General features: G+C 43.2%; 7 protein-coding genes. 4 read left to right on the forward strand and 3 right to left on the reverse strand.

The features are described 5' to 3' along the window. Positions 1–6 precede the first annotated feature (6 nt). Positions 7–657: a Uma2 family endonuclease gene (locus QUB66_RS06895; protein ID WP_332966998.1), complete on the forward strand. Its 651-nt coding sequence runs from the start codon at positions 7–9 to the stop codon at positions 655–657. A 196-nt stretch (positions 658–853) separates the two neighbouring features. Then, the gene (locus QUB66_RS06900; RefSeq protein ID WP_332966999.1) at positions 854–2149 is read left to right on the forward strand and encodes a ribonuclease D; all 1296 of its coding nucleotides are present in this window, start codon (positions 854–856) and stop codon (positions 2147–2149) included. A gap of 36 nt (positions 2150–2185) precedes the next feature. On the opposite strand, the gene QUB66_RS06905 is transcribed toward QUB66_RS06900, so the two are convergent. The 3 genes from QUB66_RS06905 to QUB66_RS06915 form a co-directional block, all read right to left on the reverse strand. After that, positions 2186–2851: a hypothetical protein gene (locus tag QUB66_RS06905; RefSeq protein WP_332967000.1), complete on the reverse strand. Its 666-nt coding sequence runs from the start codon at positions 2849–2851 to the stop codon at positions 2186–2188. 2 nt (positions 2852–2853) lie between these two features. After that, positions 2854–3849, reverse strand: coding sequence for an ImmA/IrrE family metallo-endopeptidase (locus tag QUB66_RS06910; RefSeq protein WP_265236960.1), 996 nt, complete (start codon positions 3847–3849; stop codon positions 2854–2856). 311 nt (positions 3850–4160) lie between these two features. Then, positions 4161–6692 carry a vWA domain-containing protein gene (locus QUB66_RS06915; RefSeq protein ID WP_332967002.1) on the reverse strand — a complete coding sequence of 844 codons (2532 nt, stop codon included), beginning with the start codon at positions 6690–6692 and terminating at the stop codon, positions 4161–4163. A gap of 248 nt (positions 6693–6940) precedes the next feature. Here QUB66_RS06915 and QUB66_RS06920 point away from each other — a divergent pair, with 248 nt between their 5' ends. After that, positions 6941–7924 carry an AEC family transporter gene (locus QUB66_RS06920; RefSeq protein ID WP_265236965.1) on the forward strand — a complete coding sequence of 328 codons (984 nt, stop codon included), beginning with the start codon at positions 6941–6943 and terminating at the stop codon, positions 7922–7924. Between the two features lie 169 nt (positions 7925–8093). Further along, a complete protein-coding gene (locus tag QUB66_RS06925; protein WP_332967004.1) occupies positions 8094–13535 on the forward strand; it encodes a trifunctional serine/threonine-protein kinase/ATP-binding protein/sensor histidine kinase in 5442 nt (1813 codons plus the stop codon). Positions 13536–13556: the final 21 nt, after the last annotated feature.

Below are 13556 nucleotides of genomic sequence, written 5' to 3' on the forward strand. Positions count from 1 at the left end.
GAGGTAATGATGACTCAACTCCAAGCCAAACTACTAACTGATACCTGGGTTACGGCGACTTGGGATGAATATATAGAAATCATTAAACAGCCGGAGTACGATCGCGCAAAATGCTACTACTACAACGGACAGTTGAGGATTGAAATGGCAGCAGTCGGGCCAGATCATGCTGATGATAATGGAATTATCGTCATCTTAATCAATTTATTTGGCATTGCTAAAGGTATCAAAATGAGACTGCTGGTCAATTGTAGCTACGCCAAAACGGGTGTCAGAGGTGCTCAACCTGATGCTTGTTACTACATCGGAGAGAGGGTACAAACAGCGCCTCGCGGTAGTTCTGTGGTGAATTTGGATAGCGCAGCGGCCCCAGATTTGGCGATCGAAATTGCCGACAGTTCTCTCGTTGACGATTTGGGTACAAAAAGAATGATTTATGAAGAATTAGGAGTGTCTGAATATTGGGTAGTAGACGTACAAAAAGCCCAAGTTATTGCTTTTAAAATAATTGCTAACCGGGGAAGCCAACGTCTGACAGAATCTCAAGTTTTGCCTGGGTTAAAAGTTGCTTTGTTAGAAGAAGCTTTGCGCCGCAGTCGCCAGACGGACAATACAGAAGTAGGTAACTGGTTTTTAGAGGAAGTTCGTAGTTTGTAGGGTGTGTACTGTGCACAGGCTGACGCCAAGGGCGAGAAACCCGGTTTCTACGAGTTTTATGTTTAGTAACGAGAAATCACGCAAGAAACCCGGTTTCTGATGTCTGCGTGTATCCGGCGCTGGAATCATTGACAATTGACACGATAATTGCTATAGCATAAGAGAATCAAAAAGTTAATAGCAAAAGTCTGTAAAAATGCCTTATTTAACAGCAGAAAACGACATCAAAGCACTAATCGCTAAATTTTCGCAAGCTAAAATCCTGTGGGTTGACACAGAAATAGCAGACTATAAATCCAACCCCAGATTATCTCTAATTCAAGTCTTAGCAGACTCCACCGATGCGACAGGAGATGCTACTTTTTTACTAGATGTCTTGGATAAACCGGAATTGGCAAAAGATTTCATCAGCCAAATCATGGTAAATCCAAATATTGAAAAAGTCTTGCACAACGCCAGCTATGACATCAGATTTCTCGGCAATGACGACGCGCAAAATGTCACTTGCACATTGCAAATGGCTAGAAAGATTCCAGCTTACATTCTGCCCTTACCTAATCGACAACTCAAAACTTTAATCGAAACACTTTGCGGCATTGCTTATGTAGATAAAACAGAACAAAGCGGCGATTGGGCAAAGCGTCCTCTGACGGAGAAGCAGCTAGAATATGCCAAGATGGACGCGGTTTATTTAGCCAAAGTGCATCAGCGACTGCTAGAAATCCTTGCCCAATGTTACCCCGAACCGGCAACGGAAAACTTGATATCATTGGGGGAAAAATATCAGGAAATAGAATCTCATTGGAAGCCACTAGATTCAGAAATTGCTGAAGTTAAAGAACGATTTAAAGCGGGGATGATGGCGCAAAAGCTCAAAGATAGTGCTTATTTTCAGCTTGCAAGTTCGATAACGATGAAAGTTGATTTTATGACGCTGGCGAAACTAACGCAAACTGAGGGAATTGAGTTAAATTTTCCGGTGACGCTGACAAAAGAAATTCAAAAACAGTTAGGAGAAGTCATCGCTCATCCATCTTTGCAAGTTGAAGATATTGCTAGTTGGCGGTTGAATTCTACGATGAAGCAGGGTCGAAAATCAACTACTAAGAAAATTGTGCCGGAACCGGAGACTGAGGATTTAACAGTCTTGGGGAAAAGGTATCAAGAAATTTTGCCTGAATGGAAGTTGCTGGATTCGGAAGTTGAGCATCTGAAAGAGCGGATTAAAAAAGCAATGTTGGTGCAAAATAAGGGCAATACTCCTCATTTTAAGTTATCAAGTTCCTCGATTTTGAAGGTGGATTTTGCTAGCTTGGCTAAACTTGCGCTATCTGTGGGAGTTGAGTTAGATTTTATGGTGACGCTGACTCAATACATTCAAAGGCAGTTAGGGGATGCGATTAACAAAATTGATGTGCAAATTGAGTATATTACCAGTTGGCGGATGACTGCTAAGACTGTGGAAGATGAAGATGAGGAAATTCCGTTTTAAGTGGAGGGCGGTTTCAACCGCCGTCCTATCTTAAATCTAATTGTAAGGATTTAGTAGATTGCCTGCCTCCTCTCGAAGCTTCTCAATAGAATCTTTTAAAGTAGGTAAGGAGTTGTCACTTGTTGATTGTGATCCTGAACCAAAAACAGCCTTAATTTGTGTATCACATTCTCGAACTGGAACAATCAAATCTCGAATAGTCTCAAATCCGTAGTCTTCAATATTTTTGAGAACAAGCTGTTCTAAACACCATAATCGATTACTTAGAGATTGTTGAATGATAGGTAAGTTAACCTTGGCTAAGGCTTTGATGAATCTTTTATCTCCAGTAAAAATCTGAGCAGATTTATCGTTTTGAATAAGTTTGATAGCATGAGTTGTGAGAATCGCCTCACCTTCATCGATATTTTCAATATTAGATAACTGGATAAAAATTTCTCGATCAATATCAGCTTCAGATATGTTTGCTAAATTTTTAGTAAGGTAAAGAACTTGTTTATAGTTAATAACACGATCTTCTGTTTTTCGACTTTTCCCTCCTTCAAATTTTTCCCAATCTTTTTGAAATTTATATTTTGCAGTTTCTAGGATTTTAACTTGCTCATAACTAGCATCAAATAATTTAAGAGTATTATCGAATAGCTGGAATGTAGCAAGCTTTTTGATGATGTCATTATCGATGCAATAGATACAAGCAGACAAAGCTATTCTCCTAAAATCTGGTCTAAGTAATCAGCATTGTCGTCACTTAATTCATCCCAATTTAGGTGCTGCTCTAAAAATTTGTTAATAGTCTTGTGTCCTTCTTTAGCAGGATTGATTAAATTTACACATCCCATAGACAATGCAAAATAATCTTTATTATACCAGCCATAATTTAAAGCTAATGCAGAAGGATCAATAGTTGAGTCACTTTGAATAAGTTGAATGATTTTATTCTTTAGATCTTTTGCATTGTTAAATCTTTTCTTGCCGACGGAGTTGTCAAAACTGTTGACTAGCAGTTTAACTGCAAATCGATTGCTATCTATTTCTTCTCGATCATCAGAGTCTCGCTTAATATCATCATCAATCAAAATACCTTCTTGAATATGACCAAGGGCGAGATGACCTAGTTCATGGGCAAGATCGAATGCTAGACATACGGGTTGTGTCTTACCACTACTCAAGACAATCACGGGATGCTCGGCTTGCCATTGGATCATACCTCTAATTTTGCGGGTATTTTTAGGGTAATTCTTAAAATAGACAACAGCGATACCATGTTCCCAACAGTAATCGAGCAAGCTGTATAAAGTGACTTGAGGATGTTTGGCAACTATCTCTGAACGAACTTGATGAGGGTCGGATGGGATGGGCTGAAATTCGAGCTTTATAGTATCAGCTACGACTTCCGCAACCCGTGAGGCAAGTTGATGGGCAACATCAGGTACGTCTGCTTTATCCTGTTGATGGTACTTGAACTTGGTATGGAGTAAGGGCTTAAACTGAGGCTTCTGATTATCCTCGGCTAAGAGACTCTTGAGGTCTAGATGCAGGCGTTGGGCAATATGACCAGCGCCCTCTAGGACGGCGACCGGTTTGTTGTCTAGTTCTTCATTCCACCAACTGGGCAAACCTTTCTCTCGAACGAAGTTTTTGGGAAAACCGATCGCCGAGAGTTTTTTATAGAGAACAGACATTGATAATGTTTGTGTCATTGGCTTGCCCTCCGTATGAGAATTCGCGTTGTTATATCATTATAACCTAATTGCAGAGAATTTGGCTACTAGATTTTTTAGAGAGCGTTAATCTCTATCCTATGATAGGATAAACTTTCGCAAAAGTAATACCAAAGGAAAGTTACAAACTCGAAAGATTCCCATCATAGAAGATTTGCTATCGCTCCTTTCGTCTTGGCAACCTAAGACTAACCCTAATCTACCTATTTCCTAGTCGCCACCGCTGCACCTTTGCATTTCATTTCAATCAGCCATATTTAATCAAGGTGGGCATTTGCCCACCCTAATTCCTACCTGCCTACTGTGAAATACTCATTCTTAGCATACACGCTAATAATGCAGTCGCCGACTTCAAAAAACATCCCTTCTTGCTCATCTTTAGAAAATTGCAAGTTGCCGTATTTAGAATTGATTTCCTCAGCAGTCGCCGCTTTTGCCTCCATTTCATCGGGGATAAGTCCGGTTGAACCGATGTAGAAAACTAGCGGGGAAACTTTCTCGCTGTACACTTTTTCGGCGTAGGTTTCGAGTTGCTCGTTTGCACGGGTTAAAGCAGCTACAAACTCGTCTCGATTGACATCTTCTTCCTGCCATTTAGCTTGCAGAAGCCGCAGCAAGCTGTCTGCACCAACTTGTGCTAAAGTAGCAGCAACAATTCCGTTATTATCTAACCCCAGAAACTCATCGAAAATCAGTTTCATTAAATCGTCAACTTTGGTGATTTTGGTTCGGGATGACAGCGTTTTGTGGGCGAAGACGACTGGCTCGTTTAAGGTGATGTCGAAGGTTGGTTTTGCTAGCTTTTCGCCCGTGTTTTTGTGGTAAACTTCATAAAGGCGATCGAGAAATTTGTTGGCTGAGTGCAATTTGCCGAAGTTGAGGATGTTTTTGCTGCCGATGTCGATTTTGTAGCTGACTCGCGAATCTACTCCACCGTTGGCGATCGCACTTTTCAATTCCGTATATTCTGTAGTCGTCGGAAAGTTGATGTACAAGCTTTTCGACAGATAGTGCTGTTTCAATTCTTCCAACTGTTGAGCCGTGTAACTCTCGGATTCTTCCTTCAAATAAGCCGAGAGGATGCTGGAGATAATTTTAATGTTTGCGAGTTCCTCAAACACTCCGTCAAGGCTGCCGTAACGCCCGTCAAAAGGCACTAGCGGCAAACTCTCTAATTTAATATCGTACTCTGCATGGAAGTCAAATTCTGCCACAGGCGAGCCGTCTTTTTCCAGTACACCGCTTTTGTTGAGCAAATCAAACACTGCTTTGCTGCTGATTTTGGTTCTGAGTGACTTGATATTAACTTCGCCGTCGCTGACAATGGTATAATTGTTGAAAATATTGAGATCTGTTACCAAAATTCCCGCCACTTCAGTTATTGAACTTCCATCCTCAACTTTTACCAGCTTAACTTTTCTGGCAATCAGCATATTGATGGTAGCGGTATTTTGATTGATCGCAAATGAACCCATTTGCACGTATTCGCCACCATCTATAAATTCTGTTTTCAGCCAAGGCTTGACAAGGTTGCCGTTTTCGTCTCGCTTTCCTTCAATTCGCTTCAAACCTTTGCGCTGATAGTTTTCTTGCAAGTGTTTCAAGTTGATGATGATGCTGTTTTTGTTTTCTTCCAATATCTCGATTAACTCCAGCAGGGAAATTTTGTCGCTGACTTTTACCCGATCGCCAATTACATCATTTTGCAACACATCAGGCGAAAACACAGCCCCTTCCAAATCCTCCGTAAACCCCGCTATTTGGGCATTTGTCAAAGCTTTCGCGTGTTTTTCCGTCAAAGTAGCATCGAAAGTGCTCGCCAGCGCATACTTCGCCGTATTTAAGTTACCGTCAGCGAGATTAGCTTTCGCAAAAGCAAACACCGACTCATCAGTTTGAGCAACCGGCACCTCTAGTTTGTCATACTCTTCTTTGGTTAGTTTCTGATATTTGTAAAACAGTCCCTGATCGTCTGCTTTCAGCCCGCAGATTTTCAGCGTGCTCGATGAACCGTTGATTTTCTTGCCACTTTTGGAAACAAAAATTTGATAATCGTATTCCTTAATTAACGGTTCTTCCAGCGGCGGTGTCACGGAACCGCCTAACAGTTTAGTGCTGTCGTAAAGAGCATCATAAACCATTTTTACTTCGCCAGCACGGATGCAATTTCCAGATAAGGTGTTGGCGATTTTGGAGAGCAGTTTGAAGTCAGCACAGCCATAGGATATCGTGTTGGTAAACACATCCATGTCTTTGAGTTCGTCGCAAATTTCCGTTAGTTTTGCAGCTTCGGAATTAGCACTGGGATCATTAGCATAGCCGTCTGTGTGCAAATTAATTGCGGTCACTTCTCCGGCTTTCACCAGAGTTTTTGCAAGCTGCATCGACTGCGAGATGCAGGTACAGCCAGCGGTGTGAATCTTTTGAATTGCTTTGATGTATTGAGAGTCCATTTTCATCACTTCTTGAATCGGAATTCGCTGGAAGTGACAAATTACATCTCCATTGTCTGCATAGGAAATCAGGCTGATTATTAGCTGGTAATTGTTGTATTCGTCTAAGGTCAAAAGCTTGATTAGGGTTTCTTTCAGCGGCTTTAAGTCATAATACATTGAGCCGGAGCGATCGATGATGATGATGCTGTGGGCGACTGATTTTTCTGGGATATCGCCTGGTGTTCTTTCGAGATTTGTGCGATCGACTAAATAGAATGCCTTTTCGTTTCCGGCAAAATTGTAGAGGGTAAATTTGGTGCGAGTATTGGAGGCTGCTTGGCTGCTGGAACTTTTGACCTGAGATGATTGTTTTGCTTGCCGTGCCATCGTTTTCACCTGTGTTGATTTATTCCTCAACACAATTTTGACACGCGCTTTTGTCGGTGTCAAGGCCTGAATCGAAAATTATCTGCTAGGCTAAATAAGCATTAATACTTAGCAACGGTTGCCAAAAGTAGTGTGCATCTAGGCCACAGAAACCGGATTTTTTACCGAATCTGCGGGTAACAACGAAATATTTTGGTAAAAACCTGGTTTCTGACCGCCCGCGCCAGTCCTGAAGTATTTAATTAATCATGCTTTATTTAGAAAATCCGCTGCTCAAACTTTATCTAAATCTAGTCGGATGGGTGGCGTTGGGATTCATTCTCGGCCGCCTGCTACCGAGACGCTATTCTACATATTTAGCCAAGTTTCTGTTCTTTTTTGGCACGCCGTTGAGCATTGTTGCTTTCATCCGCCGCGCCAATTTGTCTGGCGCTATTTTGATTGCGCCGCTGACAGCTTGGGTGGCAATTATAGTAGGTGGGGGACTGGCTTGGATTTTGATAAAGTTTGTCAGCGTGGAACATTTTAAGACTCTTAATCGACTCGCCCAAAATACCCCAAAACACAAAACTGCTTGGAGTTTGCCCACTCAAGGCAGTTTCTTATTAGCGGCGATGTTTGGCAATACAGGTTTTTTAGGCATTCCCGTCAGCTTGTCCTTATTGGGGCCAGAACACTTTGCCTGGGCGTTGTTTTACGACTTGCTAGGTACTGGTACGGCAATCAATTTACTCGGAATTGCGATCGCTTCTCACTGCGGTAAAAGTCGGCAGCATCAGGATTGGTTAACTCCCCTGCGGGCAATTTTTCAGAATCCGGCACTGTGGGCTCTCTGTTTGGGATTTGTCTCCCGCAGCTTGCCACTGTCGGCAAAAATCGAAGAATTGTTAACAACAGGTGCTTGGACTGTAATTACTTTATCTTTAATTACGATCGGGATGCAGTTGAGCAATTTGAATTCTTTGCATAATCTCCAACAAGTTTTGAGTTGTCTGGTGATTAAAATGCTGTTGATTCCTTTGGTATTTGGCGCGGGTTTAACGTTTGTTGGTATCGTGGGCGCGCCGCGACTTTCGCTGGTGCTACAGATGGCCATGCCTCCGGCTTTTGGTACTACTTTGTTGGCAGAAGTTTTTAATCTCGATCGCGAATTAGCAGTAACTGCGATCGGCATGGGCTGCCTTAGTTTATTATTCACTCTTCCAATATGGATGAGGCTATTTAATTTTTAAATAAAATTGGATTGGTTTATTTTAAAAAATGCAGTTTCTAGTGATATAAATCACAAATCTTAGCGATTTCAGTCATATTCATTATACTTAACTATCACAGGAGTTGGAAACTATCTTCCCTTCTGTTAAGCTACAAACAGCCCCCCCCCATGAGGCAGATAATAAAAATATGAAAACTCAAAATTTTACATTGATAGGTTATCAAACGCTCGATCGCATTTACTCAGGAACTCGCACCCTAGTTTATCGCGGAACTCGCCAATGCGACAAACAGCCCGTTGCCATCAAAGTCTTGCGGACTGAGTATCCCAACTTCAGCGAGCTCGTGCAATTTCGCAATCAGTACACGATCGCCAAAAACCTCAATTTACCCGGAATCATCGAAACCTACAGCTTGGAAGCTTACCAAAACAGCTGTGCGCTGGTAATGGAAGACTTCGGGGGAATCTCTCTCCAGGCATGGACGGAACAAGGGGAAACTCTACCGAATTTGAGGGATTTTTTGCAAATGGCGATCGACATCACCAATACATTAAATATACTCTGCCACCACCGGATCATTCACAAAGACATTAAACCCGCCAATATTTTAATTAATCCCCAAACGAAACAAGTAAAACTCATTGACTTTAGTATTGCATCTTTGCTGCCCAGGGAAACTCAAACCCTGATCAATCCTAACGTACTCGAAGGAACACTTGGCTATTTGTCACCAGAACAAACTGGAAGGATGAATCGCGGCATTGACTATCGCACAGATTTTTACTCTTTGGGCGTGACTTTTTACGAATTGCTGGCGGGACAATTGCCGTTTCAATCCAACGATGCGATGGAATTAGTACACTCTCATATTGCCAAGCAACCGCCATCACTACATGAAATCAAGCCGGAAATTCCGCCGGTACTCTCGGAGATTGTCAGCAAATTGATGGCCAAAAATGCCGAAGACCGCTATCAGAGCGCTTTGGGGCTGAAATTTGATTTAGAATTGTGTTTGCGTCAATTACAAGAAAGTGGTAAGATAGAAGATTTTGAAATAGCTCAGAGGGATGTGTGCGATCGGTTTAGTATACCAGAGAAACTCTACGGTCGCGAAACCGAAGTAGAAACCCTACTCGAAGCCTTTGAGCGCGTCAGTAGCGGCACAACTGAAATGACTTTAGTAGCTGGTTTTTCAGGGATTGGGAAAACAGTTGTAGTTAACGAAGTCCATAAACCAATTGTCCGCCAGCGCGGCTATTTCATCAAAGGCAAATTCGACCAATTTAACCGTAATATTCCATTCTCAGCATTTGTGCAAGCGTTTCGAGATTTAATGGGACAATTGTTGAGCGAAAGTGACGAACGACTGGAAAATTGGCAAACTCAAATATTGCAAGCACTGGGCGAAAATGGGCAAGTAATTATTGAAGTAATTCCCGAACTAGAAAAAATTATTGGTCAACAACCACCCGCCACCGAACTTTCAGGAACTGCGGTACAAAATCGATTTAATTTATTATTTCAAAACTTCATTCGAGTATTTACCGCCAAAGAACATCCCCTGGTGATGTTTTTGGACGACTTGCAGTGGGCAGATTCTGCCTCGCTACAGTTAATGCAACTGCTTATCTCCGAATCGGAAACCAGCTATTTATTAGTAATTGGTGCCTACCGAGATAATGAAGTCTCGCCAGCACATCCGTTGATGCTGACACTGGATGCAGTGGTCAAAGCTGGAGCAACTGTGAATACTATTACTCTGGAACCGTTGAGTTCAGAAAGTCTAAATGATTTGGTGGCTGATACCCTCAACTGTACTCCAGATTGGGCAAGACCATTGACTGATTTGGTGTCACAAAAAACCAAAGGAAATCCCTTTTTTGCGACGCAGTTTCTCAAGACACTGCATCAGGATGGGCTGATTAGTTTTACCCCCCCAACCCCCCCTTACCAAGGGGGGGCTACGGGGGGGTGGCAGTGCGATATCGTCCGAGTGCGGGAGGCGGCACTGACGGATGATGTGGTGGAGTTTATGGCGTTGCAATTGCAGAAACTGCCTGCAATAACTCAGGATATTTTGAAGTTAGCGGCTTGTATTGGGAATCAGTTTGATTTAAATACATTGGCAATCGTCTCTGCTGAGCCACAGACAGAGGTGGCAACATCTCTATGGAAAGCTTTACAAGAAGGATTAATTCTGCCCCAAAGTGAAGTTTATAAGTTTTATGTGGGACAGTCAATTCACGACAAGGAGCAAGATTCGCAGACTGTTAATTATAAATTCCTCCACGATCGCGTTCAACAAGCTGCTTACTCTCTGATTGCTGAAGACAAAAAACAGTCAACCCATCTATCAATTGGGCAGCTATTGTTACGCGATTCTTCAACCAGTGAACGGGAAGAGCGGCTATTTGAAATTGTCAACCATTTGAATGTTGGCATTGCCCTAATTACGCAACCCCAGGAACGGGAAAATCTGGCAGAGTTAAATTTAGCCGCCGGAGGAAAAGCTAAAACTGCCACAGCCTATGGAGCGGCGATCGACTATTTCGCAACAGGAATCAGACTTTTGCCCGAAACTGCGTGGGAAAATCGCTATCCCCTGATGTTGTCACTGCATGAAGAAATTGCGGAGGCGAGCTATCTCAACACCGATTTTGAGCAGATGGAACAGTGGGTTAGGGTGGTGCTGCAACAGGCTAAAACGTTACTAGATACAAGCAAAATTCAGCAAACTCGGATTTTGGGAACTAAAGCCCAAGGGCAACTCCTAGAGGCGATTCAGATTGGTTTACAGATGTTATGCTCTCTGGGAATTGAACTTTCAGAACAACCGACGGAGGCTGATATTGGACAAGCTTTTGGGGTGACGCGCGAGCTGTGGGCAGACAAACCACCCCGTACTTTGCTGGATTTGCCAACCATGCGCAATCCCCAGCTTTTGGCAGCGATGGAAATCTTGACGGCTTTGGTTCCTGCTTCCTTTGTAGCTGCTCCTACCTTGATGCCGTTGCTGATTTTCAAGCAAGTCGAATTATCCATCCAATCTGGCAATTGTCCAATTTCTATATTTGCTTACGGTGACTATGGTTTGATCTTGTGTGGCATCATCGGCGATATCGAAAACGGTTACGAGTTTGGGGAATTGGCATTAAGCCTTCTGGATCAGCTCCAACTGACACCCTTTAAATGCCGAAGCTGGTATGTGGTTCATACCTACATCAAACATTGGAAAATAACCCTCTCTGAAATCGTTCCGGCATTGCAAGAAGCCTACCGCAGTGGGATAGAAACCGGAGATATTGAAATAGGTTGCCTAAGTGCTACGGCGTACAGTTATTACGCTTATCATGCGGGGCAGGAATTAGCAGGACTGGCTCAGACAATGGATGCCTATCGTCAAACCATTCATCAATATAAGCAAACAGCAGCCCTATATTATCAAGAGATTTATCAACAAACTGTACTCAACTTATTGGGGCAGACCGAGGTTTCTTATCGCCTGACTGGGGCAATCTTTAACCAGGAAAAATCCCTCTCTGAACTGCAAGCAGCCAATCAACGCACTGCATTGTTCATGTGGCACATCAACCAAGCCATTCTTTATTATCTCTTTGGACAGGATGAGAACGCGGCTCAAAGCTCCGCCCAAACCTCCCAATACCTTGACGGTTGCGTGGCGACGTTCATGGTTCCCCTATACTCCTTTTTTGATGCGTTGATTCAATTAACCCAGTATGCAAACGCCTCCCCAGGAGAGCAACCGTCAATCCTTCTACAAGTGCAACAGCATCAAGACAAATTGCACCATTGGGCAGCTTTGGCTCCTACAAATCATCAGCATCGCTGGGAACTGGTGGCAGCCGAGCAATATCGAGTTTTAGGCAATAAACTCGAAGCTATTGAAGCTTACGATCGCGCTATTTACAGTGCCAAAACCAACCACTTCATTCAAGATGAAGCACTCAGCAACGAATTAGCCGGTAAATTCTACCTCAACTGGGGCAAAGAAAAGGTCGCCGCTGCTTATATGCAAGACTCCTACTACTGCTATGCCCGATGGGGGGCAAAAGCCAAAGTTGCAGACCTAGAAACCCGCTATCCCGACTTGCTGCACCCCATATTGCAGACCCAACAAAATCGTTATGCAATCAGCGAAAGCCGCCTCCAAACTATTAATAAATCCTCAGTCTTATATCAAACCATCCAAACAACTCAATCTAGCAGTAGCAGTATTTCCGAAGCCCTAGATTTCGAGACTATTCTCAAAGCCTCCCAAGCTCTGTCAAGTGAAATAGAATTAGAAAAATTGCTGGCTGCACTGATGTCTGTGGCGATCGAAAATGCTGGGGCAACAAAAGCAGTTCTGCTGTTGCTTAAGGATGGGAATATCGCGATCGAAGCTGTCGCATCCTTCAAGGAAGATGTCATCTCAATATCTCTACCGCTGTCAGCCAAAGAAGCGGTTCCCGCTGCTGTGGTTAACTATGTTAAGCGCACTTTAAAAACTGTGGTTTTGGATAATGCAGCAGCACAAAACGATTTTATGGCCGAGCCGTATTTGATGGAGAAAAAGCCCAAAAGTGTGCTGTGCGCGCCGATTTTGCATCAGGGTAAATTAATCGGGTTGCTATATCTAGAAAATAATTTGACAATTGGGGCATTTACGGGCGATCGCATTGAAGTCATCCAACTGTTGTGCGCCCAAGCAGCTATTTCTTTAGAAAATGCGCGCTTGTACCAACAATCCCAAGCTTACGCCCAAGAATTAGAACGATCGCTCTTTGACTTACAGCAAGCACAGTTACAGCTCGTGCACAGCGAAAAAATGTCCGCTTTGGGCAATCTCGTCGCCGGAGTCGCCCACGAAATCAACAATCCCGTCGGCTTTATTGCGGGTAATTTGACAGAAGCAAATGCTGGCTTCAATGATCTCATTGGTCAGTTGCAATTATATCAGAAAAAATTCCCTGATGCCGGATCTGAAATTGAGCAAAATGCTGAAAATATTGATTTAGATTATCTGGTAGAAGATTTGCCCAAGATGCTGTCGTCGATGAAAGTCGGGTGCGATCGCATTCGCGGCATCAGCACCAGCCTCCGCACCTTCTCCAGGGCCGATAAAGACTACAAAGTTCCCTTTAATGTCCATGAAGGGATTGAGAGTACGATCTTAATTTTGAAACATCGGCTGAAAGCTAACGAACACCGTCCGGCGATCGAAGTCGTCACAGACTACGGGAATCTCCCCAAAATCGAATGTTTTCCCGGTCAACTGAATCAAGTATTTATGAACTTGCTTGCAAATGCGATCGATGCGCTGGAAGAGTCGAGTCAAGGTCGTAGTTTCGAGGAAATTGAAGCGAATCGCAACTGTATCACGGTTCGGAGCAGTTTGGAGGGCGATCGCCACATCCTGATTACAATTGCCGATAACGGTGCGGGGATGAGTGACTCTGTGAAACAGCGGATTTTTGACCATTTATTTACTACAAAAGCTGTGGGTAAAGGTACTGGGTTGGGATTAGCGATCGTCCGCCAGATTGTAGTCGAAACCCACGGCGGTTCAATTCACGTCAATTCAACACCGGGAGCGGGAACAGAATTTATCATCAGCTTACCAACTTAAGTAGAGCGAAACAGTTAATTT

It is taken from the genome of Microcoleus sp. A2-C3 (assembly GCF_036706065.1).
Taxonomy (GTDB): domain Bacteria; phylum Cyanobacteriota; class Cyanobacteriia; order Cyanobacteriales; family Microcoleaceae; genus Microcoleus.

Excerpts from the sequence above, each read along its gene's own strand:
- QUB66_RS06895 (WP_332966998.1), top strand. The coding sequence starts at position 7 with ATGATGACTCAACTCCAAGCCAAACTACTAACTGATACCTGGGTTACG.
- QUB66_RS06900 (WP_332966999.1), top strand. The coding sequence starts at position 854 with ATGCCTTATTTAACAGCAGAAAACGACATCAAAGCACTAATCGCTAAA.
- QUB66_RS06910 (WP_265236960.1), bottom strand. The coding sequence starts at position 3,849 with ATGACACAAACATTATCAATGTCTGTTCTCTATAAAAAACTCTCGGCG.
- QUB66_RS06915 (WP_332967002.1), bottom strand. The coding sequence starts at position 6,692 with ATGGCACGGCAAGCAAAACAATCATCTCAGGTCAAAAGTTCCAGCAGC.
- QUB66_RS06920 (WP_265236965.1), top strand. The coding sequence starts at position 6,941 with ATGCTTTATTTAGAAAATCCGCTGCTCAAACTTTATCTAAATCTAGTC.
- QUB66_RS06925 (WP_332967004.1), top strand. The coding sequence starts at position 8,094 with ATGAAAACTCAAAATTTTACATTGATAGGTTATCAAACGCTCGATCGC.